The sequence below is a fragment of the Halomonas beimenensis genome (genome assembly GCF_002549795.1).
GTDB lineage: Bacteria > Pseudomonadota > Gammaproteobacteria > Pseudomonadales > Halomonadaceae > Halomonas > Halomonas beimenensis.
This window is the reverse complement of record NZ_CP021435.1, coordinates 1-14,456: the sequence shown is the minus strand read 5'-3', so window position 1 is coordinate 14,456 and position 14,456 is coordinate 1. Positions and strand designations below refer to the sequence as shown.

Here is a 14,456-nt window from a genome sequence, read left to right as displayed (position 1 = left end):
TCGCTGCCCATGCCCGATTCCCCTGACACGGCCCCGGTGTTTCGGGCCCGCTGGTGGGCCCTGCTGACCCTGGGCCTGGCCCTGGGGCACACCGCCGTGACCGTCACCCGCCTGCCCTACGCGGCGCTCCTGCCCATCGCCGCCGGCTGGCTGATCCTGGCGAAGGCCCTGCGCTGGGGAGCACCGCCGGCCGGCTCCTCCCCCGCCCGAGTCTGGCCCTGGTCGCTGGTACCGCTCGCGCTGTGGGGCGTCTACGTCTACCTGGCCGACAGCTTCGGCGACGTCGACCTGGGCGCGGTCTTCTTCCACCTCCAGGCGGGCATGAGCGAGCATGGCGGCACGGATCGCATCCTCGCCGCCATCCTCTATACCCTGGCCATGCTGCCGGTACTGGCGGCCTTCACCTGGCTGGTCCGCGTCGATCCCCGCTGGAGACTGGCGGAGCGTCTGCTGGCGCTGGTGCTGCTGGCCGCCAACCCCCTGTTGTATGGCCTCGGCCAGCGCGGCGCGGCCATCGTCACCGAGGACGGGGCCTGGCTGGACCGGCGCTACGTCCCCCCGACCCTGCGCACCGTCCCCGCCGAGCCGCCCAACCTGCTGGTGCTCTACCTGGAGAGCCTCGAGCGCACCTACGCGGACCGTGAACGCTTCGGCGATGCCTATGCGCCGCTGGCCGCCCTGGGCCGCCGCGGCGTGGTGGTCGAGGGGATCCGCCAGCTGGACAATACCGGCTGGACCATGGCCGGGATGATCGCCAGCCAGTGCGGCACGCCCCTGATGCCGGCGGGGCTGCTGCATGACAGCCAGTTCGAGCCGCTGGCGCGGGTGGTGCCGGGGGTGGACTGCCTGGGCGACCTGCTGGATGCGCAGGGATACCGCCTCAGCTACCTCGGCGGCGCCAGCACTCGCTTCGCGGGCAAGGGCCGGTTCTACACGGACCATGGCTTCGATCGGGTCCGGGGACGCGAGACCCTGGCCCCGCGCCTCGACGAACCGGACTATCTCAACAGCTGGGGGCTGTACGACGACAGCCTCTACGACTTCACCCGGGAGGAGATCCGTCACCTCGAGGCTCAGGGGACACCCTGGGCCGTGGTCACCCTGAGCCTCGGCACCCACCCCCCCGCCGGCTTCCCCGCCCGGGCATGCCGCGAGCGCCAGGGCGCGTTCGACGGCGAGGACATCCTCTATGCGGTGGAGTGCTCCGCCTGGCTGGCCAGACGCCTGGTCGAGTGGCTCGAGGCAGAGGGGCTGCTCGAGGACACCCTGGTGATGATCGCCAGCGATCACCTGAGCATGCGGGTCTCGGCCTGGGAGGCGCTCACCGAGGGCCCAAGGGAGAACACCTTCATCCTCCTCGGCAACGGCCTCGCGCCCGGCCGGATCGTGCGCGAGGCCTCGACCCTGGACCTCCTGCCCACGGTCCTCGAGGCCATGGGCTTCAGACCCGACCGCCACAGGGCCGGGCTGGGGGTGTCGCTCCTCTCGGACCAGCCGACGCTGGTCGAGCGGCACGGCCTGACGGCCCTCAATGGCCGGCTCAAGGAGGAGACCGCTCTCCAACAGCGGCTCTGGGAAGGGCTCGGGCACCTGCCGCGCCCCGAGCCGAAGGCGGTGAATCCGAACCGTTAGCCCTCGGCCCGGATGGCGGCCAGCACTCGAGCGGGGGACAACTGCTTGAGGCAGTTCGTGTGGCCCAGCGGGCAGTTCCGCTCGAAACAGGGCGAGCAGTCCAGGGCCAGGTAGTGGACCTCGGCATTGTCGGTCAGCGGCGGGGTGTAGGCCGGCGAGGAGGACCCGTAGACGGCCTGGACCCGGGTTCCCGCGGCGGCGGCCACGTGCATCAGGCCGGAATCGTTGGTCACCGCCTGGCGGCAATCGGCGAGCAGGTCCACGGCATCCGCCAGGCGAGTCTGTCCGCACAGGTTGTGGACATGGCCGAGCCCGGCGGCGATGGTCTCGCCGGCCCCGGCGTCCTTGGGGCCGCCGAGGACCCGCACCTCATAACCGTCGTCGACCAGGGTCTCGGCCAGGGTGCGGAAATAGGCCAGCGGCCATTGCTTGGCGGGACCATACTCGGCGCCGGGCATCATGGCGATGGCCGGTCGTTCCGAGAGGCCGAGCCTCTCGCGCAGGGCCGTCAGGTTGACATCGTCCCGGCGCAGGGCCGGCCGGGGGATGGCGAAGTCGCCGGTAGCCGCCTCCTCGGCCGTCAGGCCGAGCGCCACGAAGCGCTTGACGGTCTGGTCGAGCACCGCCTTGTCCAGGCGGCGACGATCGTTGAGCAGGGCATAGCGCTGCTCGCCGAGGAAGCCGGTGCGGCGGGGGATGCGGGCCAGGAAGGGAACCAGGGCCGACTTCCAGGAACGGGGCAGCACGATGGCCCGGTCGAATCGCTCGCGCAGCGAGGCGGCCAGGCGACGCCGGGGCGCCCAGCCGAACTCGCCGTGTCCCACCTCCAGGCCGGCGACCTCGTCGACCTCGTCCATGCGCTCGAGGATGGGCTGCGACCAGGCCGGTGCCACCACGCCGATGCGGGCCTGCGGGTCACGCCCCTTGAGGGTCTTGAACAGGCTCTGGGCCATGACCATGTCGCCGACCCAGGAAGGTCCGACGACCAGGATGCGCTCCCCCGTCTCAACCATTCAGCCACTCCAGGTAGGCGCGTACGCCCTCGGCCACGGTGCGGAATTCCCGGTCGTAGCCGGCCTCCCGCAGCCGGGTGATGTCGGCGCGGGTATAGCTCTGGTAGCGTCCCTTCAGTTCCTCGGGGAAGTCGATGTAGTCGATCCGGCCCTGGCCGTAGTAGTCGATCACCGCCTCGCCGATGGCCTTGAAGGGCTCGGCCCGCCCGGTGCCCAGGTTGAAGATGCCGGAGGCCTCGGGGTGATCGAGGAACCAGAGGTTGACGTCCACCACGTCGCCCACGTAAACGAAGTCGCGGCTCTGCATGCCCGCCTCGTAGCCGTCCCAGGCGCCGAACAGCCGGAGGTTCTCGCCGGCGCTGACCTGGGTGTGGTGATGGTAGGCGACGCTGGCCATCTTGCCCTTGTGCTGCTCCCGGGGGCCGTAGACGTTGAAGTAGCGGAAGCCCACCACCTGGCTCTCGAACTCGTCGTGACGGGCGCGCACGTACTGGTCGAAGAGCAGCTTGGAGTAGCCGTAGACGTTCAGCGGCTTCTCGTGCTCGGGCTCCTCCCGGAACACCTCGCTGCCGCCGTAGGTGGCGGCGGAGGAGGCATAGAGGAAGGGAATGCCCTCACGCTGGCAGTAGTGGAGCAGCTCCTTGGAGTACTCGAAGTTGTTGTGGAGCATGAAGCGCCCGTCCCACTCCGTGGTGTCGGAGCAGGCTCCCTGGTGGAAGATCGCCTCGATGGGCGGCAGGTGCGGGTCCTCGCCGTCGAGGGCGGCGCGGATCCGCGCCAGGAAGTCGTCCTTGTCCAGGTAGTCGCCGAGGGTGCAGTCGGCGAGGTTGACGAACTTGGTGCCGTCCGAGAGGTCGTCGACGACCAGCACGTCGTCGCGACCGCGCTCGTTGAGTGCCTTGACCAGATTCGAGCCGATGAAGCCGGCTCCGCCTGTCACTACGATCATGGGGATTCCTCTCTATGCGGGCAGGGCCATCTTGATGGGTGATGACGAGGGGCGCCGGGGACAGGTCGAAGAGGCGGTCGACGCCCTGGGTGGCGTCGGTAGCACCCAGGGAAGGGTTCACAGCGCCTCCTCGATGGTCCGGCACACCGGGACCTGTCGCCGGATCGGCCCCGAGTCGTCATTCGACGGAGGATAGCCCCAGGGATTCCGGGCTGTGCCTATAACCGATCTGCCCGTGATTGTATACTTGACGGCTCGTGAATTCATGGCCAACGGTGCTTCCGCAATGACACAGTCGACGCCAGACGTGACAACCTTCCAGGGCCTGATCCTGGCCCTGCAGCAGTACTGGGCCGAACAGGGCTGCGTGGTGCTCCAGCCCCTGGACATGGAAGTCGGCGCCGGGACCTTCCACCCCGCCACCTTCCTGCGCTCCATCGGTCCCGAAACCTGGAATGCCGCCTACGTGCAGCCCTCGCGACGCCCCACCGACGGCCGCTACGGGGAGAACCCCAACCGCCTGCAACACTACTACCAGTTCCAGGTGGTGATGAAGCCCTCCCCCGCGGAGCTGCAGGAACTCTACCTCGGCTCGCTCAAGCGTCTCGGCATCGACCCGCTGGTCCATGACATCCGCTTCGTCGAGGACAACTGGGAATCCCCGACCCTGGGTGCCTGGGGGCTCGGCTGGGAGGTGTGGCTCAACGGCATGGAGGTGACCCAGTTCACCTACTTCCAGCAGGCCGGCGGCCTGGAATGCTATCCGGTCACCGGAGAGCTGACCTATGGCCTGGAACGCATCGCCATGTACATCCAGGACGTGGACAGCGTCTACGACCTGATCTGGACCATCGCCCCGGACGGCTCCAGTGTCAGCTACGGCGACGTCTTCCTGCAGAACGAGCGCGAGCAGTCGACCTACAACTTCGAGCACGCCGACGTGCCGGCGCTGTTCGGCGCCTTCGATCACCAGGAACGCGAGTGCACCAAGCTGCTCGAGGCCGGCCTGCCGCTGCCCGCCTACGAGCAGGTGCTCAAGGCTTCGCACACCTTCAACCTCCTCGACGCCCGCCACGCCATCTCGGTCACCGAACGCCAGCGCTACATCCTGCGCGTGCGCACCATGGCCCGGGACGTGGCCCATGCCTACTACGAATCACGCAAGGCCGCCGGCTTCCCGCTGGCCCCCGAGGCCCTGCGTCGCGAACTGCTTGCCGAACAGGGAGACGCTTGAGATGGCTGCCGATACCTTTCTGGTCGAACTGGGCGTCGAGGAACTGCCGCCGGGCGCGATCGATGCACTCTCCGACGCCTTCGCCTCGGGTCTCCGCCGCGGGCTCGAGGAGGCGGAGATCGCCCATGGCGACGTGCGCGCCTACGCCACCCCGCGCCGCCTGGCCGTTCAGGTCACCGAACTGGCCGACAAGCAGCCCGACCGCGAGGTCGAGCGCCGCGGCCCGGCACTCGCCGCCGCCTTCAAGGACGGCCAGCCGACCAAGGCCGCCGAGGGCTTCGCCCGCTCCTGCGGGGTTAGCGTCGACCAGCTGATCCACCTGGAGACCGACAAGGGCACCTGGCTGGGCTATCGCGAGCAACAGCAGGGCGAGGCCACCACCGTTCTGTTGCCGGGGATCGTCGAGAAGGCCATCGCCGCGCTGCCGGTGCCCAAGAACATGCGCTGGGGCGCCTCACGGGTGGAATTCTCCCGCCCCGCCCACTGGCTGGTGATGCTCTACGGGGACCGCGTGGTGGAAGCCCGCGCCCTGGGGCTCGAGGCCGGACGCACCACTCGCGGCCATCGCTTCCATGCCCCGGCCCCCATCGCCCTGGCCCATGCCGACGACTACCTCGCCGCCCTGGAAGGTGCCTGGGTGCTGGCCGACCGCGACATCCGCCGCGAACGCATCCGCGAGCAAGTCCTGGCCGAGGCCGAGGTCCAGGAGGCCCAGGCGGTGATCGACGAGGAGCTGCTGATCGAGGTGAGCGGCCTGGTGGAATGGCCGGTGGCGCTCACCGGCGGCTTCGACGAGCGCTTCCTCGAGGTGCCCGCCGAGTGCCTGATCTCCTCGATGAAGGCCAACCAGAAGTACTTCCACCTGCTGGACGCCGAGGGCCGACTCAAGCCGCAGTTCATCACCGTCGCCAACATCGACAGCGAGTCGCCGGAGCTGGTGATCCAGGGCAACGAGAAGGTGATCCGCCCTCGCCTGGCCGATGCCGCCTTCTTCTATGACACCGACCGCCAGCGTCCTCTGGCCGATCGCATCGGCGGGCTCTCCAGCGTGGTGTTCCAGCAGAAGCTCGGCACCCTGGCCGACAAGGCCCATCGCAGCGCCGCCGTGGCCGCCTTCATCGCCGGCAAGATCGACGGCGACGTGGCTCATGCCCGGCGCGCCGCCGAACTGGCCAAGTGTGACCTGGTCACCGAAATGGTGCTGGAATTCCCCGAACTCCAGGGCATCATGGGTCGCTACTACGCTACCCACGACGGCGAGAATGCCGAGGTCGCCCAGGCGATCGAGGAGCAGTACCTGCCCCGCTTCGCCGGCGATGCCATCCCGCAGACCCGCACCGGCCAGGCCCTGGCGCTGGCCGATCGCCTCGATACCCTGACCGGCATCTTCGGCATCGGCCAGCGCCCGACCGGCACCAAGGATCCCTTCGCCCTTCGCCGGGCCGCCATCGGGGTGCTCAATATCCTGGTCAAGGGCGAGCTGAACCTGGACCTGCGTGAGCTCCTGGAGCTGGCCGCCGCCCAGCACCAGGAGCTTCCCTATGCCGAGGGCCTGGTCGAGGAGGTGCTGACCTACATGCTCGACCGCTTCCGCGCCTGGGGGCACGACGAGGGCATCGGCGCCGAGACCTACCTGGCGGTGCGCGCCCGCCCGGTCACCAAACCGCTGGACTTCGCCCGCCGCCTGGAGGCCGTCCAGGCCTTCGCCCGGCGCGAGGAGGCCGCCGCCCTGGCCGCCGCCAACAAGCGGGTCTCCAACATCCTCGCCAAGCAAGACGGCGAGGTGAGCCCCAACGTGGACGGCGCCCTGCTTCGGGAAGACGCCGAACAGGCCCTGGCCGAGGCACTGGCCGCCTGCCAGGACAAGGTGTCGCCGCTGTTCGCCGAGGCTCGCTACAGCGACGCCCTGGACATCCTGGCCGGGCTGCGCGAGCCGGTGGATACCTTCTTCGACCGAGTGATGGTCATGGCCGAGGACGAGGCGGTGAAACGCAACCGCCTGGCCCTGCTGGCCAGCCTCCAGGCATTGTTCCTCGAGGTCGCGGATATCGCCCTGCTTCAGCAGTAAGCGGCATTACGCGGATCCCGTCAGGGCCGGCGAGGCGACTCGCCGGCCCTTTTCTCTGCCAGGATGTTTCACGTGGAACACACCGGCTTCGACGGAGCTGGAAGCCTCCACTAATCGCTTCAAGGGGGTTCTTCCAGCTTCAAGCTTATGACTTCAGGCTCCGGCGCGAAGCCCGGCCGGGGCTTCTTCGAGCTTCCCGCTTACGGCCGCGAAGCGGACGATCGTCTGGCTCCGGACGAAGTCCGGGCGAGCTCCCGGCGAAGCCGGGCAGGCTTGGCAGCCGATGTTCCACGTGAAACACTCGATCTCCATGACTCCTTCACCGACAGACAATTCATCCATGCCGCAAGCCGACAAGCTCGTCATTCTCGACCGGGATGGCGTGATCAACCGGGATTCCGACGACTACGTGAAGTCCCTGGACGAATGGATCCCCTACCCCCAGGCGATCGATGCCATCGCCCGGCTGTCCCGGGCCGGCTGGACGGTGGCCGTGGCCACTAACCAGTCCGGCATCGCCCGGGGCTACTACGACGAGGCCACCCTCGCCGCCATGCACGACCGGCTCGACACCCTCGTCCGGGAGGCCGGCGGCGAGATCGCCCGTATCGTGCATTGCCCCCATGGGCCGGACGACGGCTGCGATTGCCGAAAGCCTCTCCCCGGCCTGCTGGAACGGCTTCGCGACGACCTGGGGCTGACGACCCTGAAGGGAAGCTGGATGATCGGCGACAGCTTGCGCGACCTGGAAGCCGGTCTAGCCGTCGGCTGCCGGCCGGTGCTGGTCCGCACCGGCAAGGGGGAGCGCACCCTGGCCAAGCGCCCGGATCTGGTCGAGAACGACAGGACGCGCGTCTTCGCCGACCTGGCCGGCTTCGCGGACTGGCTGCTGGCACAGTAGCGGCCAAGCGAAGGCTCAAGTAGAACGTCAAAAGTAGCAAGGAAACCCAGCCCGGGCTTCTCTTCCCATCAATAGAAAGCCCCGCCGGCGATCACCGGCGGGGCTTTCTTGTCACATTCAACTTGTCACTTGCTACTTTTTCAGCTCGGCGCTTATTGCTCCGGGCGAAGCCCGTATCAGATGTCCAGGTTGGCCACCAGGGCGTTCCGTTCGATGAAGTCACGCCGCGGCTCGACCTCGTCGCCCATCAGGGTGTTGAACATCATGTCGGCGGCCACGGCATCCTCGATGGAGACGCGGAGCAGCCGACGGGTGTTGGGATCCATGGTGGTCTCCCAGAGCTGATCGGGATTCATCTCCCCCAGTCCCTTGTAGCGCTGGATGGAGAGGCCACGCTGGGCCTCGTTCATCAGCCACTCCAGGGCATCGTAGAAGCTGACCACCGGCTGCTGGCGATCGCCCCGAGCCACGAAGGCGCCCTCCTCGAGCAGGCCGTCCAGGGTGACGCCGAGGCCGGCGATGGCACGGTAATCGGCACTGGTGAAGAAGTCCACGCCCCACACGTAGTCGGTGGTGACGCCATGGGCGGTCAGGCTCACCGCCGGGAGGAAGAAGCCACGCTCGGAGTCCTCCTCCAGCCGGAAGGTGTAGCGAGGCCCCCCCTCGTAGGCCACCAGGGCATCCATCTCCGCCTGGAGGTACTCGATCCAGTTCTGCATGGTGACGCGATCGCGCAGGCTGTCCTCGCCCTCGAGGCGAGCGGCATGGACGATCTTTCGCAGCACCACGTCGGGGTAGACCCGGGACAGGCGGTCGATGCGCCGCATCACGTCGCGGTACTCGTCGACCAGCGCCTGAAGCTGCTCGCCGGCGATGCCGGGAGCGTCGGCATTGACGTGGAGGCGGGCGCCATCCAGGGCCGTGGTGGTCAGGTAGTCGGTGAGCGCCTGCTCGTCCTTGAGGTAACTCTCCTGCTTGCCGCGCTTGATCTTGTAGAGCGGGGGCTGGGCGATGAACACGTGACCGCGCTCGATCAGCTGCGACATCTGACGGAAGAAGAAGGTCAACAGCAGGGTGCGGATGTGCGAGCCGTCGACGTCGGCATCGGTCATGATGATGATGGAGTGATAGCGCAGCTTGTCGGGATTGAACTCCTCGCGCCCGATGCCGCAGCCCAGGGCGGTGATCAGGGTGCCGACCTCCGCCGAGGACAGCATCTTGTCGAAGCGCGCCTTCTCCACGTTGAGGATCTTGCCCTTGAGCGGCAGGATCGCCTGGGTGCGGCGATCCCGCCCCTGCTTGGCGCTCCCCCCTGCCGAGTCACCCTCGACCAGGAACAGCTCGGACAGGCTCGGATCCTTCTCCTGGCAGTCGGCCAGCTTGCCGGGCAGCCCGGCGATGTCCAGCGCCCCCTTGCGACGGGTCATGTCACGGGCCTTGCGCGCCGCCTCCCGCGCCCGGGCCGCATCCAGCATCTTGTTGACGATGGACTTGGCCTCGTTGGGTTTTTCCACCAGGTACTCGGAGAAGAGTCGCCCCATCTCCTGCTCGACCGCCGTCTTCACTTCGGACGAGACCAGCTTGTCCTTGGTCTGGGAGGAGAACTTGGGATCGGGCACCTTGACCGAGATGATCGCCGTCAGCCCCTCCCGGGCATCGTCGCCGGAGGTGTTGACCTTGGTCTTCTTGAGCAGGCCCTCGGCGTCGATGTAGTGGTTCAGCGTCCGGGTCAGGGCCGCCCGGAAGCCGGCCAGGTGGGTGCCGCCATCCCGCTGGGGAATGTTGTTCGTGTAGCAGAAGATGTTCTCGGCGAAGGTGTCGTTCCACTGCATGGCCACCTCGACGCCGACCCCGTCCTCGCGCTCGACATTGAAGTGGAAGACCGGGTTGAGCACCGTCTTGTTGGTGTTCAGGTGATCGACGAAGGCCTTGAGGCCGCCCTCGTAGTGGAACAGCTCCTCCTTGCCGGAGCGCTCGTCCATCAGGCGGATCGCCACGCCCGAGTTCAGGAAGGACAGCTCGCGCAGCCGCTTGGCGAGCACGTCGTAGTGGAACTCGATGTTGTGGAAGGTCTCGGGCGACGGCTTGAAGTGAACCCGGCTGCCGGTCTGCTCGGTCTTGCCGACCACGCTCAGCGGCCCCGCCGGGACGCCATGGTGGTAGATCTGCTCGTGGACCTGGCCCTGACGCCAGATGGTGAGCTTGAGCTCCTCGGAAAGCGCATTGACCACCGAGACCCCCACCCCGTGCAGGCCCCCGGAGACCTTGTAGGAGTTGTCGTCGAACTTGCCGCCGGCGTGCAGCACCGTCATGATCACCTCGGCCGCCGAGACGCCCTCGCCCTCGTGGATCTCGGTGGGGATTCCCCGACCGTTGTCGCTCACGGTGATCGACTCGTCGGGGTGGATGATCACGCGAATCTCGCTGCAATAACCGGCCAGGGCTTCGTCGATGGAGTTGTCCACCAGCTCGAACACCATGTGGTGCAGGCCAGTCCCGTCATCGGTATCGCCGATATACATCCCGGGCCGCTTGCGTACCGCATCCAGGCCCTTGAGGACCTTGATGCTCGATGAGTCGTAAGCCTGTTCGCTCATTGACTACTCCATCATGAAGTCTGTCTGTCCATTGGCAGCAGCTGCCCCTGCCCCGATTCGGTGCGTTTCACGTGAAACATCGCCACCGGTGTTTGCGTGCTCCAGGGTCCGGCCAGGGCATCCGTATCGACGCTGGTGATGAACGCCTGGCAGCGCATGCGCTCCAGCCACTGGCAGAAGACACGGCGATGCTCGCCATCCAGCTCGGCGGGCAAGTCGTCGATCAGGTACAGGCAGGTGCGCCCCGTGAGCTCCTCCAGCAGGCGGCCCTGCGCCAATTTCATGGCGCTGACGACCAGTTTCTGCTGGCCACGCGACAGGACCTCCACGGCCGGACGCCTATCCAGCCGGATGCCGAGGTCGGCTCGTTGCGGCCCCTGTTGGGTAAAGCCCATCTGTCGGTCGGTGTCTCGCCCTTGCCTGAGCACCTCGCCCAGGGCGCGCTTGCGATCCCATCCCCGCGAGTAGCGCAACTCGAGGCCCGGCAGATCGATCAGCCCCGCCAGCGTCTCGGCGAAGACCGGCGCGAAGGCACTCATCCAGTCCCGTCGCAGGGCATCCAGATGCTCCCCCCAGGCCACCAGTTCCTGCTCCCAGGCGTTCAGTGAAGCATCGCTCATTCTACCATGCCTGATGAGGGCATTCCGATGCTTGAGCGCACGCCGGTAGCGCTGCCACGCGGGAAGGAAGTCGTGTTTCACGTGAAACACGCCCCAGTCGAGGAACTCCCGGCGCCCCGACGGGGATCCCTCGAGCAGGCGGAAGGCATCCGGGTTGATCAGCTGCAGCGGCAGCGCCTCCACCAGGCGGGAGACCCGGTCGAGTTTCTGCCCTCCCAGGCGCAGCTCGGATTCCTTGGCGTCTCGATGCCGGCGCAAGCCGACCGGCAAGGCAGGCTCTCCCGCGAGGCGGGCATGCAGGACCATGGCCTCGGCATCGTGAGCGATGGCATGGCGCAGGTGGCGTGTGCGGAAGGAACGCCCCATGCCAAGCACATGGATGCCCTCCAGCAGGCTGGTCTTGCCGCTGCCGTTGTCCCCGACGAAGAGGTTGATGCGGGGGCCGGGCGATAACTCCAGGGCCTGCAGGTTGCGCAGGCCCTGGAAGGCGAGACGCTCGAGGGGCATGAAGGAACGGAGCGGGGACGCGTCGAGAGGGATCGTCAGAGGCGCATGGGCATGACGACGTAGAGGGCGTCACCCCCGCCGGGCTCTTCCATCAGGGCACTGCTGTTGGGATCGGCCATGGTCATCTGCACCCGGTCCTCGCCCAGCACGTTGAGGACATCCACCAGGTAGCCGACATTGAAGCCGATCTCCATGGCGGGTCCGGCATATTCGATGCCCACGTTCTCCTCGGCTTCCTCCTGTTCGGGGTTGTTGGCCATGACGCGCAGATTGCCTTCCTCCAGGTTGAGCCGCACGCCGCGATACTTCTCGTTGGAAAGGATGGCGGTGCGCGACAGTACCTGCCTGAGTTCCGCCCGGTCGGCGATGAAGACCTTGTCGCCGCCCCGCGGAACCACCCGCTCGTAGTCCGGGAACTTGCCGTCCACCAGCTTGGAGGTGAAGGTGAAGTCGCCGGTGTGGGCGCGGATATGGGTGGCCCCTAGGGTGAGACTGACCGGCTCCTCGCCATCGTCGAGCAGGCGTACCAGCTCGAGCACCCCCTTGCGAGGCACGATCAGCTTCTGGGAGGGCTCCACCTGGGTCTCGGCAGGCCGCGAGCAGACCGCCAGGCGATGGCCGTCGGTGGCCACGGCACGCACCAGGTTGGTGCCGAACTCCAGCAGCATGCCATTGAGGTAGTAGCGAACGTCCTGCTGCGCCATGGCGAAGGAGGTGGCATCGATGAGGTGCTTGAGCGTTCCCCGCGGCAGGCTCAACTCGACGCTGCTCTGGCTGTCCTCGATGCTCGGGAACTCCGCCACCGGCAGGGTCGAGAGGGTGAAGCGGGAGCGGCCACTGCGCAGCACCGCCCGCCCCTCCTCCAGCGACAGCTGGATCTCGGACTGATCGGGCAGCGACTTGCAGATGTCCATCAGCTTGCGCGCCGGCACCGTGATGCCCCCCGGCTGCTCCACCTGGCTCGCCACGGTCCGACCGATCAGCTCGACTTCCAGGTCGGTGCCGGTCAGCGAGACCTGGTCCTGTTCGACCTGGATCAGCACGTTCGACAGCACCGGCAGGGTCTGGCGACGCTCCACCACGCCGGCGACCAGCGCCAGGGGGCGCAGCAGCGCTTCACGGGAGATGGAAAATTTCATGTCGACTCCACTTCTCTTGTCCTGGAGGGATGGCGGCCGGCGACCCCGACCGGTCGATCCGGTATCGCGAATCAGCTGGTGAGAATACGCAGCAGATTCTTGTAGTCCTCGCGGATGTCCGCGTTTTCTTCCTGAAGCGCCTGCACCTTCCGGCAGGCGTGCAGCACCGTGGTGTGATCCCGGCCCCCGAAGGCGTCACCGATCTCGGGCAGGCTGTGATTGGTGAGCTCCTTGGCCAGCGCCATCGCCACCTGCCGGGGGCGCGCCACCGAGCGGGAACGGCGCTTCGACAACAGGTCGGCCAGCTTGATCTTGTAGTACTCCGCCACGGTGCGCTGGATGTTGTCGACCCCGACCTGCTTGTCCTGCAGGGCGAGCAGATCCTTGAGCGACTCACGGATGAAATCCTGGGTGATCGGCTTGCCCATGAAGTGGGAGTCGGCGATGACCTTCTTCAGGGCGCCCTCCAGCTCACGGACGTTGGAGCGGATCTTCTGGGCGATGAAGAAGGCGGCATCATGAGGCAGGTCGACCTTGGCCTGGTCGGCCTTCTTCATCAGGATCGCGACCCGGGTCTCGAGTTCGGGCGGCTCGATGGCCACGGTCAATCCCCAGCCGAAGCGGGACTTGAGCCGCTCCTCCACCCCGCTGATCTCCTTGGGGTAGCGATCCGAGGTGAGGATCATCTGCTGTCCCCCTTCGAGCAAGGCATTGAAGGTGTGGAAGAACTCCTCCTGCGACCGCTCCTTGCCGGCGAAGAACTGGATATCGTCGATCAGCAGGGCATCGACGCTGCGATAGAAGCGCTTGAAGTCGTTGATGGCATTGAGCTGCAACGCCTTGACCATGTCGGCGACGAAGCGCTCGGAATGCAGGTAGACCACCCTGGCGTTCTCGCGGCGCCCGGCCAGGGCATTGCCCACGGCGTGCATCAGGTGGGTCTTGCCCAGGCCGACGCCGCCATACAGGAACAGCGGGTTGTAGGCCCCGCCGGGGTTCTCGGAAACCTGTCGGGAGGCTGCTCGGGCGAGCTGGTTGGACTTGCCCTCGACGAAGGTCTCGAAGGTGAAGTTGGGGTTGAGGCCGCTGTTGTGCTTGAGGCTTCCCTCCACCTGCACCTGCCGTTCGCCGCCCACCGGCCGACCGGTGGGCTCACCTTCCTCGCGCAACCGGTCGATCTCGCTCTCATCGGCGACGTCACCGCGCGGCGGCGTCTGCACCGCCGGCGCACGCGGGGTCGCGGAGACCGGATCCCCGAGTTCACGGGGTTGAGGGGCCGGCGCCGCGGCCCGGCGACTGCCCACCGTCAATACCACCTTGGGCGGCTTGGCCGGCGAGAGCTCGCGCATGAGTTCGCTGATGCGCTTGGCGTACTTGTCGCTGACCCAATCGCGCACGAAGCGGTTGGGGGCCAACAGCCGCAGCTGGTTGGACTCCCCCTCTTCCGCCTGCAGCGGCCGAATCCAGGTATTGAACTGCTGGGAGCTCAATTCATCCTGCAGGGTATCGAGACATTGTTGCCAGAGAGCGAGCGACACGCGACCTCACCATACGGGTTGAAGAACGACCGCACATTGTATCGTTCCGCCGAGGGGTTATCCACATGAGATGAACGAGGGGACAGCGCTGTGGAAAACCTGCCCCGGAGCCAGGGGACAATCGCTGCGGATACGGCGGACAAGTCCCGCCCTGTGGACAGCTCGACCAAGGCTCCCCGGGTCGTCCACCGTCGACCCTCCGCTTCCTCGCAGGTTGCCCACAGCCTTCTTGTGAAAGCAAGATATTGATATCTTTTG

General features: G+C 67.0%; 10 protein-coding genes. 4 read left to right on the top strand and 6 right to left on the bottom strand.

Annotation, left to right across the window (positions count from 1 at the left end; all coding sequences use genetic code 11):
* The first annotated feature begins 9 nt into the window (after positions 1 to 9).
* Positions 10 to 1,632, top strand: a complete 1,623-nt coding sequence (locus BEI_RS00055) for a sulfatase-like hydrolase/transferase (protein WP_097787590.1) — start codon at positions 10 to 12, stop codon at positions 1,630 to 1,632.
* Here the strand turns inward: BEI_RS00055 and waaF are convergent.
* Together waaF and rfaD are read right to left on the bottom strand one after the other, a co-directional pair.
* On the bottom strand, positions 1,629 to 2,645 hold the full coding sequence (gene waaF, locus BEI_RS00050) for a lipopolysaccharide heptosyltransferase II (RefSeq protein ID WP_097787589.1): 1,017 nt from the start codon (positions 2,643 to 2,645) through the stop codon (positions 1,629 to 1,631). The two genes, BEI_RS00055 and waaF, sit on opposite strands and share 4 nt — an antisense overlap.
* Positions 2,638 to 3,594 (bottom strand): ADP-glyceromanno-heptose 6-epimerase, encoded by a 957-nt coding sequence (gene rfaD / locus BEI_RS00045; protein ID WP_097787588.1) that lies wholly within the window; start codon positions 3,592 to 3,594, stop codon positions 2,638 to 2,640. The genes waaF and rfaD overlap by 8 nt, the downstream gene beginning before the upstream one ends.
* A 286-nt stretch (positions 3,595 to 3,880) precedes the next feature.
* Between rfaD and glyQ the strand changes: the two genes are divergently transcribed.
* The 3 genes from glyQ (at position 3,881) to gmhB (ending at position 7,797) form a co-directional block, all read left to right on the top strand.
* Positions 3,881 to 4,828 (top strand): glycine--tRNA ligase subunit alpha, encoded by a 948-nt coding sequence (gene glyQ, locus BEI_RS00035; RefSeq protein WP_097787586.1) that lies wholly within the window; start codon positions 3,881 to 3,883, stop codon positions 4,826 to 4,828.
* 1 nt (position 4,829) lies between these two features.
* Positions 4,830 to 6,896, top strand: coding sequence for a glycine--tRNA ligase subunit beta (gene glyS, locus BEI_RS00030; protein ID WP_097787585.1), 2,067 nt, complete (start codon positions 4,830 to 4,832; stop codon positions 6,894 to 6,896).
* 340 nt (positions 6,897 to 7,236) lie between these two features.
* The gene (gmhB, locus tag BEI_RS00025; RefSeq protein WP_097787584.1) at positions 7,237 to 7,797 is read left to right on the top strand and encodes a D-glycero-beta-D-manno-heptose 1,7-bisphosphate 7-phosphatase; all 561 of its coding nucleotides are present in this window, start codon (positions 7,237 to 7,239) and stop codon (positions 7,795 to 7,797) included.
* 176 nt (positions 7,798 to 7,973) lie between these two features.
* Here the strand turns inward: gmhB and gyrB are convergent, their stop codons facing one another.
* The 4 genes from gyrB to dnaA form a co-directional block, all read right to left on the bottom strand.
* Positions 7,974 to 10,394, bottom strand: a complete 2,421-nt coding sequence (gyrB, locus tag BEI_RS00020; protein WP_097787583.1) for a DNA topoisomerase (ATP-hydrolyzing) subunit B — start codon at positions 10,392 to 10,394, stop codon at positions 7,974 to 7,976.
* 11 nt (positions 10,395 to 10,405) lie between these two features.
* Positions 10,406 to 11,521, bottom strand: a complete 1,116-nt coding sequence (gene recF / locus BEI_RS00015) for a DNA replication/repair protein RecF (RefSeq protein ID WP_097787582.1) — start codon at positions 11,519 to 11,521, stop codon at positions 10,406 to 10,408.
* Between the two features lie 35 nt (positions 11,522 to 11,556).
* Positions 11,557 to 12,660 carry a DNA polymerase III subunit beta gene (gene dnaN / locus BEI_RS00010; protein ID WP_097787581.1) on the bottom strand — a complete coding sequence of 368 codons (1,104 nt, stop codon included), beginning with the start codon at positions 12,658 to 12,660 and terminating at the stop codon, positions 11,557 to 11,559.
* Positions 12,661 to 12,731: 71 nt separating this feature from the next.
* On the bottom strand, positions 12,732 to 14,198 hold the full coding sequence (gene dnaA / locus BEI_RS00005; RefSeq protein ID WP_097787580.1) for a chromosomal replication initiator protein DnaA: 1,467 nt from the start codon (positions 14,196 to 14,198) through the stop codon (positions 12,732 to 12,734).
* Positions 14,199 to 14,456 lie beyond the last annotated feature (258 nt).